The sequence below is a fragment of the Streptomyces chromofuscus genome, assembly GCF_015160875.1.
Taxonomy (GTDB): domain Bacteria; phylum Actinomycetota; class Actinomycetes; order Streptomycetales; family Streptomycetaceae; genus Streptomyces; species Streptomyces chromofuscus.
This window is the reverse complement of the sequence record NZ_CP063374.1, coordinates 5291101-5308412: the sequence shown is the minus strand read 5'-3', so window position 1 is coordinate 5308412 and position 17312 is coordinate 5291101. Positions and strand designations below refer to the sequence as shown.

The 17312-nt window shown below is 70.9% G+C and carries 15 protein-coding genes and 2 tRNA genes; 7 read left to right on the top strand and 10 right to left on the bottom strand.

Annotated features, from left to right (window positions below):
* Positions 1-124: 124 nt before the first annotated feature.
* The 4 genes from rsrA to IPT68_RS24050 all read right to left on the bottom strand — a co-directional run bounded on the left by rsrA (position 125) and on the right by IPT68_RS24050 (position 2908).
* The gene (gene rsrA, locus IPT68_RS24065; RefSeq protein ID WP_189696446.1) at positions 125-427 is read right to left on the bottom strand and encodes a mycothiol system anti-sigma-R factor; all 303 of its coding nucleotides are present in this window, start codon (positions 425-427) and stop codon (positions 125-127) included.
* The gene (gene sigR, locus IPT68_RS24060; RefSeq protein WP_189696445.1) at positions 424-1107 is read right to left on the bottom strand and encodes an RNA polymerase sigma factor SigR; all 684 of its coding nucleotides are present in this window, start codon (positions 1105-1107) and stop codon (positions 424-426) included. Before sigR ends, rsrA begins: the two co-directional genes overlap by 4 nt.
* A 256-nt stretch (positions 1108-1363) precedes the next feature.
* The gene (locus IPT68_RS24055; protein WP_189696681.1) at positions 1364-2026 is read right to left on the bottom strand and encodes an alpha/beta hydrolase family protein; all 663 of its coding nucleotides are present in this window, start codon (positions 2024-2026) and stop codon (positions 1364-1366) included.
* Positions 2027-2092: 66 nt separating this feature from the next.
* Complete coding sequence (locus tag IPT68_RS24050) at positions 2093-2908, bottom strand: SOS response-associated peptidase (protein ID WP_189696444.1); 816 nt, start codon at positions 2906-2908, stop codon at positions 2093-2095.
* A 50-nt stretch (positions 2909-2958) separates the two neighbouring features.
* On the opposite strand from IPT68_RS24050, the gene IPT68_RS24045 reads away from it, so the two are divergent.
* From IPT68_RS24045 to IPT68_RS24030, 4 genes are all read left to right on the top strand, one after another.
* Positions 2959-3672, top strand: a complete 714-nt coding sequence (locus IPT68_RS24045) for a M50 family metallopeptidase (protein ID WP_189696443.1) — start codon at positions 2959-2961, stop codon at positions 3670-3672.
* Between the two features lie 86 nt (positions 3673-3758).
* Positions 3759-5075: a 3-phosphoshikimate 1-carboxyvinyltransferase gene (gene aroA / locus IPT68_RS24040; RefSeq protein ID WP_189696442.1), complete on the top strand. Its 1317-nt coding sequence runs from the start codon at positions 3759-3761 to the stop codon at positions 5073-5075.
* 10 nt (positions 5076-5085) lie between these two features.
* Positions 5086-6096, top strand: a complete 1011-nt coding sequence (gene rsgA, locus IPT68_RS24035) for a ribosome small subunit-dependent GTPase A (protein WP_189696441.1) — start codon at positions 5086-5088, stop codon at positions 6094-6096.
* Positions 6097-6232: 136 nt separating this feature from the next.
* Positions 6233-6556 carry a DMT family transporter gene (locus IPT68_RS24030; protein WP_189696440.1) on the top strand — a complete coding sequence of 108 codons (324 nt, stop codon included), beginning with the start codon at positions 6233-6235 and terminating at the stop codon, positions 6554-6556.
* Between the two features lie 99 nt (positions 6557-6655).
* On the opposite strand, the gene IPT68_RS24025 is transcribed toward IPT68_RS24030, so the two are convergent.
* A complete protein-coding gene (locus tag IPT68_RS24025; protein WP_194074004.1) occupies positions 6656-7267 on the bottom strand; it encodes a TetR/AcrR family transcriptional regulator in 612 nt (203 codons plus the stop codon).
* A gap of 760 nt (positions 7268-8027) precedes the next feature.
* Between IPT68_RS24025 and hisN the strand changes: the two genes are divergently transcribed.
* Together hisN and IPT68_RS24015 are read left to right on the top strand one after the other, a co-directional pair.
* A complete protein-coding gene (gene hisN, locus IPT68_RS24020; protein ID WP_189696439.1) occupies positions 8028-8828 on the top strand; it encodes a histidinol-phosphatase in 801 nt (266 codons plus the stop codon).
* 118 nt (positions 8829-8946) lie between these two features.
* On the top strand, positions 8947-9339 hold the full coding sequence (locus IPT68_RS24015; RefSeq protein ID WP_189696438.1) for a CBS domain-containing protein: 393 nt from the start codon (positions 8947-8949) through the stop codon (positions 9337-9339).
* 111 nt (positions 9340-9450) lie between these two features.
* On the opposite strand, the gene IPT68_RS24010 is transcribed toward IPT68_RS24015, so the two are convergent.
* Entirely contained in the window at positions 9451-10905 is a 1455-nt protein-coding gene (locus IPT68_RS24010) for a catalase (RefSeq protein WP_308438736.1), read from the bottom strand.
* A gap of 164 nt (positions 10906-11069) precedes the next feature.
* Here IPT68_RS24010 and IPT68_RS24005 point away from each other — a divergent pair, with 164 nt between their 5' ends.
* Positions 11070-11486: a Fur family transcriptional regulator gene (locus IPT68_RS24005; protein WP_189696436.1), complete on the top strand. Its 417-nt coding sequence runs from the start codon at positions 11070-11072 to the stop codon at positions 11484-11486.
* A gap of 145 nt (positions 11487-11631) precedes the next feature.
* Here IPT68_RS24005 and IPT68_RS24000 read toward each other — a convergent pair.
* From IPT68_RS24000 to IPT68_RS23985, 4 genes are all read right to left on the bottom strand, one after another.
* Positions 11632-11705: transfer RNA gene (locus tag IPT68_RS24000), tRNA-Met, on the bottom strand.
* Between the two features lie 361 nt (positions 11706-12066).
* Entirely contained in the window at positions 12067-13920 is a 1854-nt protein-coding gene (locus IPT68_RS23995) for a tetratricopeptide repeat protein (protein WP_189696435.1), read from the bottom strand.
* A gap of 227 nt (positions 13921-14147) precedes the next feature.
* Positions 14148-14221 (bottom strand) — tRNA-Met (locus tag IPT68_RS23990).
* 44 nt (positions 14222-14265) lie between these two features.
* Positions 14266-17244 (bottom strand): UPF0182 family membrane protein, encoded by a 2979-nt coding sequence (locus IPT68_RS23985; RefSeq protein ID WP_189696680.1) that lies wholly within the window; start codon positions 17242-17244, stop codon positions 14266-14268.
* Positions 17245-17312 lie beyond the last annotated feature (68 nt).

Genomic DNA, 17312 nt, shown 5'->3' with positions numbered 1-17312 from the left:
GGCCAGGGCCGATGGCCGGCCGATTAACGCATTCGGGTGACCAGGACCTTGTGACCGGGAAACGTGCCTGCGCCCCTCGTGCGGCGCAGGCACGACATGCGGCGCGGGCGCACTGCGCGCGCCGTCAGGACTCCTTCGCGGCGGCCGTCACGTCGTGCTCCGGCGCGCCCTGCCCGGAGCGGATCAGCTCGATCCGCCCCATGACCTTGGCACGCAGGTCGGTGGGCACGTCGTCATGCCCGCAGCACCGCTTGACCAGCTTCTTCACGGCCTGCTCCAGGCCGTACTTCTCCAGGCACGGCGAGCACTCCTCGAAGTGCTGCTGGAACTTCTCGCGATCGACGTCCGGCATCTCACTGTCGAGGAACTCGTACAGATGATCGAGAACCTCGCCGCAGTCCGTCTCGTGCGGCTCTCCGCAGCTCATGAGCCCGAGCCTTTCGCTTCGTTCGACTCTCCGGCGCCGGCCGGGACCAGCCCGCGCTCACGGGCGTAGTCCTCGAGCATGCCGCGCAGTTGACGGCGGCCCCGGTGCAGCCGGGACATCACCGTCCCGATGGGTGTCCCCATGATGTCCGCGATCTCCTTGTACGCAAAGCCCTCTACGTCGGCGAGATAGACGGCGATGCGGAATTCCTCGGGGATCGCCTGCAGCGCTTCCTTCACGTCCGAGTCGGGCAGGTGGTCCAGCGCCTGCGACTCGGCGGAGCGCAGCCCCGTCGACATGTGCGACTCGGCGCGGGCGAGCTGCCAGTCCTCGATCTCCTCGGCCGCACTGCGCTGTGGCTCGCGCTGCTTCTTGCGGTACGAGTTGATGAAGGTGTTCGTGAGAATCCGATACAGCCACGCCTTGAGGTTGGTGCCCTCGCGGAACTGGTGGAAGGACGCGTACGCCTTGGCGTACGTCTCCTGCACCAGGTCCTCGGCATCGGCCGGATTGCGCGTCATGCGCAGCGCGGCCGAGTACATCTGGTCGAGGAATTCGAGCGCGTCCCGTTCGAAGCGCGCGCTGCGCTCCGTGGTCGACTCCGCGCTGTTGCCCCGGCCCTCGGGCAGCTCCGCCTGGCCGTTGTCGGTCCCTGCGTCGTTACCGGTGACCGGACCCACCTCCTCAGCAATCTGGGCAGGGCCGAAACCGGTCCCACCAGAATCGGAGGATAGACGACGATCCGCACTCGCCGCCGCCCGAAGAGGGGCGGTCTTCGCCGCATGCAGCACCGTCCAGTCCAGATCAGTACGGCTGCTGCGGCTCGGGCAGAAGGTCGAACCCATGCGGCGGACTTCCTCTCCTACGACGTCGGTGCTGGTCATCAGCACTTACGTCCGCCTCAACAGTGCACGGGGTCCCGGCATTCCCGCATCCTCACCCCAGTGACCCGGTCCACCTCACCACCGCGTCCGTGATGATCCGGACGGCCTCCTCCTGACCGATCCCGGCCCGTTTCGGCACGGCGAAGCCATGATCGCCGTAGGGCACCTCGACCAGCTCGTACTCCCCTGCCGGGAACTCCTCCGGCCTGCCGAACGGGTCGTTCCCCCCTTGGACGACGAGGGTGGGCACCCCCGCGCCGAGCAGTTCCCCGGCGCGGGACTTCTCCGGCCTGCCCGGCGGGTGCAGCGGGAAGCTGAGGGCGAGGACGGCTGCCGCGCCCAGCTCGGTGGCCGTACGGCAGGCGACCCGGGCACCCGCGCTGCGCCCGCCCGAGACCACCGGGTGCCCCGGGGCGGCCAGCGCGGGCCAGACGCCGCGCCAGCCGACGTCCAGCGTCTTCGGCGCCGGTGCCACCTTCTTCCCGGCGACCCGCCAGGGCTGCTCCACGCGGGCGACGGTCACGCCGTGCCGGGGCAGCACGTCCGCGAGCGCCTTCAGGTCGCGGGCCTCGATGCCGCCGCCGGCGCCGTGGCTGACGGCCAGGACCAGCCCGGGCCGGTCCGCCCTGTGCCAAGTGACGCGGGCGGTGCCTGCCTCGGTCTCGACCGTCTCTGCCTCTACCGTCCCTGCGGTCTCGGGGGTCGTAGCAGTCACCTCGTTCGCACCGGTCACGTCGTTCACGTGGTTCACGCCGTTCCGTCGTTCACATCTCGGCTCACGTCAGAAGAGTGTGCCCTCCACCGGCCCCTCCAGCTCCTTCAGCAGCTCCGGCCCGTTGTTGCGGACGTTGGAGACGGCCGTGGTCACCGGGTAGGCGCGCATCAGGCCGGGCGGCGGCGGAGCGAGCAGTTCCCGCAGGTCGTCGGGGTCGGTGCGGGACGGGTCGAGCCAGGCGTCCCAGCGGTCGGGGGTGAGCATCAGCGGCATCCGGGGGTGGATGTCGGCGAGCGAGTGCGGACCCTCGGCCGGGGACACGGCCAGCGGGCCGCTCTCGGCCTCGGTGGTGATCACCGAGCAGGTGACCCACCACGCCTGCGGGTGGTCGTCGGGCAGCGTCCGGTCCCGCCAGAACTCGTACAGCCCGGCCATCGCGAAGACCGATCCGTCGGCGGGCAGCACGAAGTACGGCTGCTTGCGCGGCCGCTTCTTCTTGCCCTCGACCTCCAGGTCCCGCTCCTGCTTGCCGGTGACCCACTCGTAGTAGCCGTCGGCGGGGAGGACGCAGCGCCGGGCGGCGAAGGCGCGGCGGTAGGCGGGCTTCTCGTGGACGGTCTCGGCACGCGCGTTGATCATCCGGGCGCCGCCCTCGGGCGTCTTGGACCAGGACGGGACGAGTCCCCACTTGAGCCTGCGCAGCTGCCGAACCGGCCGCGGGTCGTCGACGTCCTTCAAAGGACGGTCGAGGACCGCGTAGACCTCCTTCGTGGGCGCCACGTTGTAGTCGGGCTCCAGGGTCTCCTCGGGCTCCCACTTGTCGATCTCGAAGATTCCTGCGAGATCCTCGGGCCTACGACTCGCTGCATACCGTCCGCACATACGTGCCACACTGCCAGACCTTCGCCGATCACAGGGAGCGCCCCAGCCACATGGACAGCACGACAGCCACCTCCCTCTGGGACGAACTCGTCGGCACTCAGCCCGACCCCGACCTGTGGGTCGTCCTCGCCACCCTGGCCGCCGCCGTCGCCGTGGTCGTCCCGCACGGGCTGTGGCGTCTCGCCCGCAACGCCATCACCATCGCCCACGAGGGCGGCCACGGCCTGGTCGCACTGCTCACCGGCCGCACCCTGACCGGCATACGCCTGCATTCCGACACCAGCGGCCTCACGGTCAGCCGGGGCAAGCCGTACGGCATCGGCATGATCCTCACCGCGGCCGCCGGCTACACCGCTCCCCCGCTGCTGGGCCTCGGCGGCGCGGCGCTGCTCGCGACGGGGCGCATCACGCTGCTGCTGTGGGTGGCGACGGCCCTGCTGCTGGCCATGCTGGTGATGATCCGCAACGCGTACGGCGTCCTGACCGTCTTCCTGACCGGCGGCGCCTTCCTGCTGGTCTCCTGGCTGGCCGGGCCCCAGGTGCAGGCGGCGTTCGCGTACGTGGTCGTGTGGTTCCTGCTGCTCGGCGGGGTGCGTCCGGCGTTCGAGCTCCAGGCGAAGCGGCGGCGGTCGGGCGCCGGCGACTCGGACGCGGACCAACTGTCACGGCTGACGCACGTACCGGCGGGGCTGTGGCTGTTCCTCTTCCACGTGGTGTCGCTGAGCTCGCTGATCGGTGGCGGGCGCTGGCTGCTGGAGGTGTGAGCGCCCCGCGACGGCGCACCGCCGACTGCCCGACCAGCCACAACGCACCCGTACCCGAACCACCGCCGCCCACTAGAGTGGGGCCCATGGCGCAGAACCCCGCAGACACCGCCCTCTGGCCCGCCCCGCACGCGAGCGGAGCCGTCGACGCGACGGTCCACGTGCCCGGGTCCAAGTCGGTCACCAACCGGGCGCTGGTGCTCGCCGCCCTCGCCTCGGAGCCCGGCTGGCTGCGGCGCCCGCTGCGCTCCCGCGACACGCTCCTGATGGCCGGCGCCCTGCGGACGATGGGCGTCGGCATCGAGGAGGGCGTGGGCCCGGACGGCACCGGAGAGGCGTGGCGCGTGCTCCCGGCAGGCCTGCGCGGCCCCGCCACGGTCGACGTCGGCAACGCCGGCACGGTGATGCGCTTCCTGCCGCCGGTCGCCGCGCTCGCCGACGGCCCCGTCCGCTTCGACGGCGACCCGAGGTCGTACGAGCGTCCCCTGAACGGCGTCATCGACGCCCTGCGTGTGCTCGGCGCCCGGATCGACGACGACGGCCGCGGCGCGCTGCCGCTGACCGTGCACGGCGGGGGCGCGCTGGACGGCGGCCCGGTCGAGGTCGACGCCTCGTCGTCGTCCCAGTTCGTCAGCGCCCTGCTGCTGTCCGGCCCGCGGTTCAACCAGGGCGTCGAGGTCCGCCACATCGGCTCCACGCTGCCGTCCGTGCCGCACATCCGGATGACCGTCGACATGCTGCGCGCGGTCGGCGCGCAGGTCGACACCCCGGAGTCGGGCGGCGAGCCCAACGTCTGGCGGGTCACGCCGGGTGCCCTGCTCGGCCGGGACCTGACGATCGAGCCGGACCTGTCCAACGCCCAGCCGTTCCTGGCGGCGGCCCTGGTCACCGGCGGCAAGGTGCTGATCCCGGACTGGCCGGCCCGCACCACCCAGCCCGGCGACCGACTGCGGGAGATCTTCACCGAGATGGGCGGTTCGTGTGAACTGACCGACTACGGCCTGGTATTCACCGGATCGGGTGCGATCCACGGCATCGACGTGGACCTCGGCGACGTCGGTGAACTGACCCCCGGCGTCGCGGCGGTCGCCGCCCTCGCCGACTCCCCCTCCACGCTGCGCGGCGTGGCGCATCTGCGGCTGCACGAGACGGACCGCCTGGCCGCGCTCACCAAGGAGATCAACGAACTCGGCGGTGACGTCACCGAGACCGCCGACGGTCTGCGCATCCGCCCGCGTCCGCTGCACGGCGGGGTCTTCCGCACCTACGAGGACCACCGCATGGCGACCGCCGGCGCGATCATCGGCCTCGCGGTGGAGGGCGTGCGGATCGAGAACGTGGCGACGACGGCGAAGACCCTGCCGGACTTCCCCGAACTGTGGACCGGGATGCTCGGGGCCTAGGGATCACGCCATGCGCCGTTACGGCAAGCACACCGACGAGGACGACATCCGCTCCCGCCCCAACCGCAAGGGCAACCGGCCGCGTACGAACATCCGCCCCAAACACGAGGACGCGGCCGAGGGCATGGTCCTCACGGTCGACCGCGGCCGCCTGACGTGTCTGGTCGAGGACCGCGTCGTCCTGGCCATGAAGGCCCGCGAGCTGGGCCGCAAGGCGGCGGTGGTCGGTGACCGGGTGGCCCTCGTCGGCGACCTGTCCGGCGCGAAGGACACGCTCGCGCGGATCGTGCGCATCGAGGAGCGCACCTCGGTGCTGCGCCGCACCGCGGACGACGACGACCCGTACGAGCGGGTGGTCGTCGCCAACGCCGACCAGCTCGCCGTCGTCACGGCCCTCGCCGACCCCGAGCCGCGCCCGCGCCTGATCGACCGATGCCTGGTGGCGGCGTACGACGGCGGCCTCGACCCCCTCCTGGTGCTGACCAAGTCGGACCTCGCCCCGCCCGACAAGCTCCTGGAGCTCTACGGCGACCTGGACATCCCGTACGTCGTCACCAGCCGCGAGGAGCTGGAGGACGGCAGCGCGGCGGAGCGGGTGTTCGAGCAGTTGGAGGGCAAGGTTACGGCGTTCGTCGGTCACTCGGGCGTCGGCAAGACGACGTTGGTCAACGCGCTCGTCCCGGAGGAGCGGCGGCGGCTGACGGGGCGTGTGAACGCGGTGACCGGCCGTGGCCGGCACACCACCACGTCGGCGCTGGCCCTGCCGCTGACCGGCACGGACGGCTGGGTGATCGACACCCCGGGCGTACGGTCGTTCGGGCTCGCGCACATCGACCCGTCCCGGGTCATCCACGCCTTCCCCGACCTGGAGCCGGGCACGGAGGGCTGCCCGCGCGCGTGCAGTCACGACGAGCAGGACTGCGCGCTGGACGCGTGGGTGGCCGAGGGGCACGCCGACCCAGCCCGGCTGTACTCGCTGCGGCGGCTGCTGGCGACCCGGGAGCGCACGGAAGGAGACTGACCGTTCCCTTGTTTCTCTGCACGCAGGGTTTGTCTTCGCGCGGGTTCGGTAAGGGCATAATCGCAAAAGCCGGATGCCAACCCTGACAAACGCCTGACAAGCGGTCACAGTACGTGAGAAACGGGGAGGACAGCACATGGCGTGGCTGCTGGTCATCGTGGCCGGGTTGCTCGAAACCGGTTTCGCCGTCTGTCTGAAGCTGTCGCACGGCTTCACCAGGCTCTGGCCGACCATCGCTTTCTGCGTCTTCGCGCTCGGCAGCTTCGGTCTGCTGACGCTGGCCCTGAAGAGACTCGACGTGGGTCCCGCCTACGCGGTGTGGACCGGGATCGGCGCGGCCGGTACCGCGATCTACGGCATGGTCTTCCTCGGCGACATCGTCTCCACGCTGAAGATCGTCTCGATCACCCTGGTCATCGTGGGCGTGATCGGGCTCCAGCTGTCGGGGTCGGCACACTGAGGCGTGCGCGGGCGGTGCGTACAGCGTCGTACGGTGCGTACAGCGTCGTACGGTGCCTGCGGGATGCGTGCGGCGGGTGCGTCGGGGTGCGTGCGGGGCTCACGCCGGCTGCCGGTGCAGGGCGTCGCGCACCAGGCCGGCAACGCCGCCCTGCCCGGGGGGCGCGGCCACGCAGGACAGCGCGAGACGGACGACGAGCTCGCAGGAGCTGACCAGATCTGCGGTGTCCGCCCTGGCCACGCCGGGTCCGGCCAGCACCGCAACGGCGCGGTCGCGGACCAGCGCGACTAAGTCGCCGGGCGAGGGCAGGGGCCCGTCCGCCCGCCGTTGCGCGGGCACCGCGGCGGAGGCGGAGGGCACCGCGGACAGCGTGGGTGAGGGCAGCCGCTCGCTCCAGCAGCCGGTGAGCATGGCACGGACGATGGCGTTGTCCCGGGCGGTCGCGAGCGTCCACTCGGCGGCCGCCATGAGCCGCTCGCGGTGGTCGCCGCCGGCGGCGAGGGCCCGGTCCACCCCGGCGAGATAGCCGTCGGCCTCCCTGCGCACCAGGGCTCTGGCCAGCCCCTCCTTGCTGCCGAACTCGTTGTACAGCGTCTGCCGGGACACCCCGGCCGCCGCGGCCACGTCCACCATCCGCACCGCGGCCCACGGCCGCCGCGCGAGTGCCGTGTAGGCGGCGTCCAGCAGGGACTCCCGGGCAGCAGGCATCATCGCCTCCCTGGGGGGACGGACTCTGCGCCCAGATTTGACGGGTGCGGGAGCACTGTCAAGGGTCCGCGCGGAGGCTCGGGACGGGACGGGCCCGTGGGGGTCGACGGGCGTGCGAGGCGCTCGAACGGCCCGGGGTGGTGGGGTTACTCGCACCTGAGTGGAGGCTCGGCGAGCACGGGCGACGAGCAATCCCCGCACCTGCGCGACGGCACGGCGGGCGCGGGTCGCGGGCAATCCCCGCACCTGCGCGGCGGCACGGCGAGAGCGGAGCGTGGGCAAACCCCGCACCTGCGCGACGGCACGGCGAGAGCGGAGCGTGGGCAAACCCCGCACCTGCGCGACGGCACGGCGAGAGCGGAGCGCGGGCAAACCCCGCACCTGCGCGACGGCACGGCGAGCGCGGAGCGCGGGCAAACCCCGCACCTGCGCGACGGCACGGCGAGCGCGGAGCGCGGGCAAACCCCGCACCTGCGCGACGGCACGGCGAGCGCGAGCAATCCCCACACCTGGGCGCGACGGCACGGCGAGCGCGGGGCGCAGGCAAACCCCGCACCTGGGCGCGGCGGCACGGCGAGCGCGGGCGATGGGCGCTCCCCACAACTGCCATCGCACCCCCTGCCTGCCCGGCTCCCCGGCGGGCGTGGTGGTGTGGTCTCGCGCCGGGACGTGCGCCCGCTCGCGCCCGGCCGCACGCCGCGCAACCCCCGCCGTCACCGACCCCTGTAGCCCCGTACCGATCAGGACAGATACCGTGCCTCACATGCCCGACTATCTCGACGACCTGCGTCTGGCCCACGTCCTCGCCGACGCCGCCGACGCCGCGACGACGGACCGCTTCAAGGCCCTCGACCTGAAGGTCGAAACCAAGCCCGACATGACGCCGGTCTCCGAGGCCGACCGGGCCGCCGAGGAACTCATCCGGGGCCACCTCCAGCGCGCCCGCCCGCGCGACGCGATCCTCGGCGAGGAGTACGGCGTCGAGGGCACGGGCCCGCGCCGCTGGGTCATCGACCCCATCGACGGCACCAAGAACTACGTCCGCGGCGTCCCCGTCTGGGCGACGCTCATTTCCCTGATGGAGGCGTCGGAAGGCGGCTACCAGCCCGTCGTCGGCGTCGTCTCCGCCCCTGCCCTCGGCCGCCGCTGGTGGGCCGCGAAGGGCCACGGCGCGTTCAGCGGCCGCAGCCTCACCTCCGCGAGCCGGATGCACGTCTCACGCGTCGCCAAGCTCTCGGACGCGTCCTTCGCGTACTCCTCCCTCTCCGGCTGGGAGGAGCAGGGCCGCCTGAACGGCTTCCTCGACCTCGGCCGCGAGGTGTGGCGCACGCGCGCGTACGGCGACTTCTGGCCGTACATGATGGTCGCCGAGGGGTCCGTCGACATGTGCGCCGAGCCGGAGCTGTCCCTGTGGGACATGGCGGCCAACGCGATCATCGTCACGGAGGCCGGCGGCACCTTCACCGGCCTCGACGGCCGCCCCGGCCCGCACAGCGGCAACGCCGCCGCGTCGAACGGCCTGCTGCACGACGAGTTGCTGGCATACCTCAACCAGCGTTTCTGAACGCCTACTTGTTGACCCGGGCTTTGCCTGCCACCCTGAAGGTCCCCCCACTTGTGAACTTGTGAAACTCTGAACGAACGGACACTCGGCGGGGGCACTCCAGGAGGTGGCTCCATCCATGCTCGTACGTGACGCCATGAGCACAGTCGTCCTCACCATCGGCCCCACCCACACCCTGCGCCAGGCCGCGGCGCTGATGTCCGCCCGCCGGGTGGGCGCGGCCGTGGTCCACGACCCCGACGCCGGCGGAATCGGCATCCTGACCGAACGCGACATCCTCAACTCCGTGGGCCACGGCCAGAACCCCGACACCGAGCACGCCCACGCCCACACCACCACCGACGTCGTGTTCGCGGCCCCGTCGTGGACCCTGGAGGAGGCCGCCCGCGCCATGGCGCACGGCGGCTTCCGGCACCTCATCGTGCTGGACGGCGGCGAACCCGCCGGCATCGTCTCGGTCCGCGACATCATTCGCTGCTGGGCGCCGGTACGACAGCAGATCCCGGCCTGATCGCGTCCCGCCGCCGGTTCGATGCGATTCGCGTGCACGAACGGGCCGGATCCCCCCGTGTGCGGGGGGATCCGGCCCGTCCTCTCGGCAAGCGGTCCAGTGCTGGTTGTGTCAGCCGCGCAGGGCCTGGACCGCGGCCTCCAGCCGCTTGCCGAAGTCGGCGTCCGCCTGACGGAAGTTGTCGATCGCGCGCTCGACGATCTCCTCGCGCGAGACCTGCGAGAGGGCGCCCGCCAGGTTGCCGACCAGACGCTCCTTCTCGTCCTCCGACATCAGCCGGTACAGGTTGCCCGCCTGGACGAAGTCGTTGTCCTCGGCGTGCACAGGGGCCGGGTGGTTGCCGGTGCCGCCCGTGAAGGCGTCGAACGGCTGCCACAGCGCACGGCCGGTCTGCGCCGGACCGCCGAAGCTGTTCGGCTCGTAGTTCTTCGCGCCGCCGTGCCGACCGTCGTAGAGGAAGCCGTCACGGGAGTGGGTGCGCGCCTCGGTGGCGTGCGGGCGGTTCACCGGCAGCTGGTCGGCGTTGATGCCGACGCGGTAGCGGTGGGCGTCGCCGTACGCGAAGAGGCGGCCCTGGAGCATCTTGTCCGGGGACGGGCCGATGCCCGGCACGAAGTGGGCGGGGCTGAAGATCGACTGCTCGACCTCCGCGAAGATGTTCTGCGGGTTGCGGTTGAGCTCCAGCTTGCCGATCTCGATGACCGGGTAGTCCGCGTGCGGCCACACCTTGGTCAGGTCGAACGGGTTGAAGCGGTACGTCGCCGCCTCGGCCGCCGGCATGATCTGCACGCCCACGGTCCAGCTCGGGAACTCGCCGCGCTCGATCGCCTCCCGCAGGTCGCGCTGGTGGGAGTCGGGGTCCTTGCCCGCGAGGACCTCGGCCTCCGCGGCGGTGAGGTTCTTGATGCCCTGGTCGGTCTTGAAGTGGTACTTGACCCAGAAGACCTCACCGGCCTCGTTGTTCCACTGGAAGGTGTGGGAGCCGAAGCCGTCCATGTGACGGTACGAGGCGGGGATGCCGCGGTCGCCGAACAGCCAGGTCACCTGGTGCGTGGACTCGGGAGACAGGCTCCAGAAGTCCCAGACGTTGTCCGCCTCGGTCGAGCCCGTGTACGGGTCGCGCTTCTGGGTGTGGATGAAGTCCGGGAACTTGATGGCGTCCTTGACGAAGAACACCGGGGTGTTGTTGCCGACGAGGTCGTAGTTGCCCTCCTCGGTGTAGAACTTCAGCGAGAAGCCGCGCGGGTCGCGGACGGCGTCCGCCGCGCCCAGGTTGCCGGCCACCGTCGAGAAGCGGAGGAAGACCTCGGTCTGCTTGCCGACCTCGGAGAGGAACTTCGCCCGCGTGTACTTGGTCACGTCGGCGGTCACCGTGAAGGTGCCGTAGGCGCCGGCGCCGCGGGCGTGCACGACACGCTCAGGGATGCGCTCACGGTTGAAGTGGGCCAGCTTCTCGAGCAGGAGCTGGTCCTGGACGAGGACCGGGCCACCGACGCCCGCGGTCTCACTGTTCTGGTTGTCGGCGACCGGAGCACCGGTCTCCGTCGTGAGCGGTCCGTGGGTCACGTGCGCCTCCTGCGTCATTCCTTGCGTGGTCCTGCTCCTGGGCCGAATTCCTGTCCGTCGACCAGAGCCGAACCAGATCCTACATTGGACTAAGTCCAAGTCAAGTGGAGCTCCAAAGTCACACCTGTTCGGATTTTGTTCCCCCTGCTGCTAGGCTTGGCGCCATGAGCGACCTTCTGGAGAGGCTGCGCGGACGCGGATGGCGGATGACCGCGCAGCGACGCGTCGTGGCCGAGGTCCTTGACGGCGAACACGTCCATCTGACGGCCGACGAGGTGCACGCCAGGGCTGTCGCCAAGCTGCCCGAGATCTCCCGGGCGACGGTCTACAACACGCTGGGCGAGCTGGTCTCCCTCGGCGAGGTGCTCGAGGTCAGCACGGACAAGCGTGCCAAGCGGTACGACCCGAACGCACGCCAGCCGCACCACCACCTGGTCTGCGCCCAGTGCGGCGCGATCCGCGACGTGCACCCGAGGGGCAACCCGCTGGCCGACCTCCCCGACTCGGAGCGCTTCGGCTTCACGGTCTCGGACGTCGAGGTGACGTACCGCGGCGTGTGCCCGAACTGCGCGTCCGCGTAAGTACAGGAGTTTCCCGCGAGCCCCCGGCACCCACAGGGTCGCCGGGGGCTTCGTGCGTCGCCTGCGGCGGCACCAGCACGACGACACGACGACACAAAACCGAGGGCCGGATTCCCGTGACGGGAATCCGGCCCTCGGCCTTCAGTAGCGGGGACAGGATTTGAACCTGCGACCTCTGGGTTATGAGCCCAGCGAGCTACCGAGCTGCTCCACCCCGCGTCGGTGAATGCAACGTTACGTCAAGAACGCGGACAGAAGCAAATCCCTTGAGAATCCGACCGCCGTGGCTCCGTGCAGTCATGCCGCTGGGCCGGCACGGGTGGGCGCAGCGGCACCCCGCCCAGGCGGCACGCGTGGCCTCAACGACACCCTGCCGACGCGGCACGCGTGGGCGCAGCCGCACCCTGCCGACGCGGCACGCGTGGGCGCAGGGGCACCCTGCCGACGCCGGCAAGCGACACGCCCCCGGGCGCCGAGGCGCCGGGCGACTGCTCACGCACTCGGCACCGACGCCGGACCACCGCAAACGCACCCCCGTACCGACCCGGACGACCGCTCACACACCCCGCCGGCCCCCCCGTCAAGCCGACAGCTCCTCGCGCAACGCGTCCCGCAGCCGCGCCGCCCGCTCGGCCACCTCCGACGGACCCAGCGTCACCGCCCGATCGGCCCACCGCTGCCCTTCCGCCAGCTCCCCACGACGCGCGTAGACGAGGGCGAGCCGCAACGCCGCCCGCCCGTGCCCGGCATCGGCCGCCCGCGTCCACCACACCGCCGCCTCCGGCTCACTGCCCTCCCGAGCCAGCAGCAGCCCCAGGTTGAACGCCCCGTTCCGCGACCCCGCCTCGGCCGCCTCCCGGTACCACCGGGCCGCCTCGACCACGTCCCCGCGCGCCGCCGCGAGCATCCCGACCCGCACCTGTGCGCGCCGGTGCCCCTGCATCGCCGCCCGCTCGTACCACTCCTCGCACTCGGACTTCTCCTGCGACGGCTCCCCCAGCTCGTGCGGCGACACCGGCGGCCGCCGCGCGTCGAGGACGGCCGCGAGCCGGTACGCCGCCTCCGCGCTGCCGCCCCCCGCCGCGCACCGCAGATGCCGCTCCGCCTCCAGCTCGTCCCCGTCCCGCAGCCGCGCGATGCCGACCTGCAACGCCGCCTCGGTGTGCCCGGCGGCCGCCGCCCGCTCGTACCACCGCAGCGCGGCCGCGTCCTCGCCCCGCTTGGCGTACAGGATGCCCAGGTTGAACGCGGCGTCCACGCTCCCCGCCTCCGCGGCTTTGGAGAACCAGGGCTCCGCCCCGGTCTCGTCGCCCCCCTGGAGCAGCAGGATCGCCAGCGCGTTCGCCGCCTCGCGGTGCCCGGCGTACGCGGCACGCCGGTACCACTGCTCGGCCTGCGTGGTCCGCCCCTGCTCCGCGCAGAGCAGCCCGAGGTTGTACGCCCCGTTGACGTCCCCGGCGTCCATGGCCGCCCGGTACCACCGCTCGGCGGTCTGCGTCTGCCCGCGCTCGGCGTGCAGCGCGCCCAGCGCGTTCGCCGCGTTGCCGTCGCCGTCCTGCGCGGCCCGCAGCCACCACACGGCGGCACTCTCCTCGTCCCCCGCGTCGCGCAGCAGGAACCCGAGCGCACAGGCGGCGCGCGGCTCGCCGTCCTTGGCGGACGTCAGATACCAGCGTCCGGCCTCCTTCAGCTCCCCGCGCCTCTCCAGGATCGCCCCGAGGTGCAGCGCGGCCCGCCGATGCCCGCGCGCCGCGGCCTGCCGGTACCACTGCTCGGCCTCCTCGTCCGAAGCGGCCTCCGGGTAGCCTCGCGGACCGGCCCGACCGGCGCCCCCGACACCGTTGTCAGCCACGGCCCCGCCCTCGTGCACGGTTCTGCGATCAAGGGTCCGCGCCAGCCGGTACGCCGCTTCCCGGTGCCCCCGCTCGGCGGCGACCCGCATCCACTGCTCGGCGTCGTCGTCCCCCCGGTGCTCCAGCAGATCGGCCAGCGCGTACGCCCCCAGGACGTGTCCCTGCTCGGCGGACTGCCGCAGCCAGTACTCGGCGGCCGGCTCGTCGCCGCGCTCACGGTGGTGCCGCCCGAGCGCGTGCGCGGCGGCGGCGCTGCCGGCGACGGCGGCGATCCGCCACCATCCGGCGGCCTCGTCGGCGTACCCGCGCTGGTGCAGCAGGACGCCCAGGTTGTTCGCGGCGGCGCGGTCGCCCTCGGCGGTCGCGGCGCGCAGATGGGATTCGGCTCCGTCGAGATCGCCGCGGCGCAGCAGCATGGCCCCGAGAACGCTCATCGCCTCGATGTCACCAGCCTCGGCGGCGAGCCGCTGACGCGCCTCCTCGGCCGCTTCGCCCGTTTCGTCCCGGGCTTCCTCCTGGCCGGTAGGCTGCACAAATCGCCCTGTCTCGCACAGAGTTGCCTTGTCCCCCATAACGTCCATCGTCGCACCACCTGCAACCTGGGTACACCTCGTATACCGCAGCCAGTGAGGTCACTTCAGCGTTTTGTCGACATGCCCACAGAGAGATAAGTCAAACACAGATCCCCCAACTCCCCACGGCGGCACGGCGACAACGCACATCGGCACATGCGTTCGCACACCACGAAGGCCCGGATCCTCGAGAGGATCCGGGCCTTCGCCTCGGCCGACAATCATGTCGACATCCGTAGCGGGGACAGGATTTGAACCTGCGACCTCTGGGTTATGAGCCCAGCGAGCTACCGAGCTGCTCCACCCCGCGTCGTTGTTCGGCAACCGTATCACGACGCGGGAGGAGCTTTTCGATCAGCCGCTCTGCGGACTGCGGGTGGGACTCGGACTGCCGGTCGGACTTGGACTGCCGGTCGGGCTCGGACTGCTGGCGGCGCCGCCGCCTGCACCTCCGGAGCCGCCGGCCCGCGACTGCGCCTCCTCGGCCTTCCGCAGCGCCGCCTCCAGGTCAGCCTGCGCCTTTCCGTACGCCTCCCAGTCGCCGTTCTTCAACGCCTCCTGGCCGGCCTCGAAGGCCTTCTGGGCGTCGTTGAGCGCCTCCTGGACCGTCGGGTTGTCACTCGTCGGTGGTGGCGGCGTGGTGTCGCCGTCGCCCTCGCCGGTGTCCTCCTCCGGCGGCGGGGTCGAACCCTCCGCCCCGAACACCTTGTTGAGGGCCTCGTCCAGGGTGTCCTCGAACGCGGTGTTGCCGCCGTAGCTCACCAGCACCTTGCGCAGCAGCGGGTACTGGAGCCCGCCACCGCGTACGTAGACCGGCTCGACGTACAGCAGTCCGCCGTCCAGCGGCACCGTCAGCAGGTTGCCGTACTCCACCTCCGAGTCGCCGCCTCGCAGCAGCCGGATGGATTCGGCGATGTCCTGTTCGGAGTTGAACTGGCTCTGCACCTGCTTGGGTCCGTTGACCGTGGTGCTCGTCGGCAGTTTCAGGATTCTGATCTTGCCGTAGTCGCTCTTGCCCGCCTCGGCGTCGACCGCCATGAACGCGCTCAGATTGTCCCGGCCGTTGGGAGTGAAGGTCGTCGTCAGCGAGAACGCCTGCTCCTGCTGGTCGGGCATCCTCATGCTGAGGTAGTACGGCGGCACCGCGTCACCCGACTTGTTGGTCGGGTCGTCCGGCACCTGCCACACCTCGCTGCCGCTGAGGAAGGTGTCGGCGTCCTTCACGTGGTAGCGGGTCAGCAGCTCACGCTGGACCTTGAACAGGTCCTGCGGGTACCGGAGATGGTCCATCAGGGCGCCGGAGATCTCACTGCGGGGCTCGACCGTGCCGGGGAACGCCTTCATCCAGGTCTTGAGGACCGGGTCCTGGGTGTCCCACTGGTAGAGCTTGACCTCGCCGGTGTACGCGTCGACGGTCGCCTTCACCGAGTTGCGGATGTAGTTGACCTGGTTCTGCTGGGCCACCACGGCGCGCTGGTCGTTGGTCGCGGTCAGCGAGTCGGCGGTGGTGTCACCGAGGGTCGTGCGCGAGGCGTACGGGTATCCGTTCGTGGTCGTGTACGCGTCGACGATCCACTGGATCCGGTTGTTGACGACCGCCGGGTAGGCGTCGCCGTCGATGGTCAGCCACGGGGCGACGGCCTCGACGCGCTGCTTGGGCGTGCGGTTGTACAGGATCCGCGAACCGTCGCCGATCGCACCGGAGTAGATGATCTGCGGCTCGTTGAGCGCCACGGCGTAGGCGGCCCGGTTTATCGGGTTCTCCAGGTTGACGCCGCTCTTGCCCTCGTAGCTGTAGGTCTTCTCACCGCTGTCGTCGGAGTAGTCGATCTCCTTCTGGGGACCGCCGACGATCGAGTACGTGTTGGTCTTCTCGCCGTAGTAGATCCGCTGCTCGTACTGGCCGAGCTGGCCCTTGGACGGCAGGTCCGACTCGGTGAAGACCGGGCGGCCCTCTGAGTCCACGGCGGTGCCCTTCGCGGCGACCGCGCCGTAGCCGTGGGTGTAGCGGAAGTGGTTGTTGATCCAGTTCTTCTTGTCGATACCCGCGTAGTTCAGCTCGCGCAGACCGATGACCGTGTCCTGCTCCGTGCCGCCCGCGCCGTAGCGGTCGACGTCCAGATTGGTCGGGAACGCGTAGTACTTCCGCATCTGCTGGAGCTGCTGGAAGGTCGGCGAGATGATGTTCGGGTCCATGATGCGGATGCTCGCCGTGGAGTCGACGTCGTCCCGCAGCTTGGCGGTGTCCTTGGTGTTGGCCGTGCCCGAGTACTCGGTGACCTGCGTGCCGTCGATGCCGTAGGCCTCACGTGTCGCCGCGAGGTTCTTCTCGACGTACGGGGCTTCCTTGGCCTGCTCGTTCGGCTGGACCTGGAACTTCTGCACGATCGCCGGGTACAGCCCGCCGATCAGGATCGCCGAGAGCACCATCAGGCCGAAGCCGATCAACGGCAGCTGCCAGGTGCGACGCCAGATCGTGGAGAAGAACAGCAGGGCGCAGATGACGGCGATGCAGAACAGGATCGTCTTGGCCGGCAGGTAGGCGTTGGCGTCGACGTACCGCAGGCCCGTCCAGTTGTCCGTCGCCTTGAAGTCGCTGGACTTGACCGCCAGGCCGTACCGGTCGAGCCAGTAGGCGACCGCCTTCAGCGCGACGAAGATGCCGATGAGGACCGACAGATGGCCGGTCGCGGCGGCCGTGGCGCGCGCGCCCGGGCTGGAGACGCGCAGCCCGCCGTACAGGTAGTGCGTGAGCGAGGCCGCGATCAGGGAGAGGATGGCGGCGGCGAAGCCGAAGCCGAGCAGGAACCGGTACCACGGCAGGTCGAAGGCGTAGAAGGCGACGTCCAGGTTGAACTGGGGGTCCTTCTGCCCGAACGGCACGCCGTTGACCCACATCAGCCAGGTCCGCCACTGCCCGGACGCGGAAGCGCCCGCGATCAGACCCACCAGGGCGGTGATCCCGAACAGCAGCCACTTCTTGTACGGCGCGATGCCCATCCGGTAGCGGTCGAGGCTCTGCTGCTCCAGCGACATCGCGCTCAGCGGGGGGCGCAGCCGGTGGGCCAGCCAGATGTTGAACCCGACGGCGACGGCCATGAGCAGGCCGAAGACGAAGAAGAGCCCGATCTTGGTCCACAGGGTGGTGGTGAAGACGGAGGAGTAGTTGACCGACCGGTACCAGAGCCAGTCCGTCCAGAAGCCCGCGAACATGGTGAACGCCATGCCGAGCACGGCAAGGACACCCAAGGTCATGAGCAGGGTCCGGACACGCCGGGACGGGCGGCCCACTCTGATCCGTGGCCCCGTCGGGCCTCCGCCGCGGTCCGGCATCTGGAAAGCCAAGGTGGCACCTCGAAAAATCGCTGTTGGTCTGTCAGGCCCCCGTTTTGTGGGCCGTC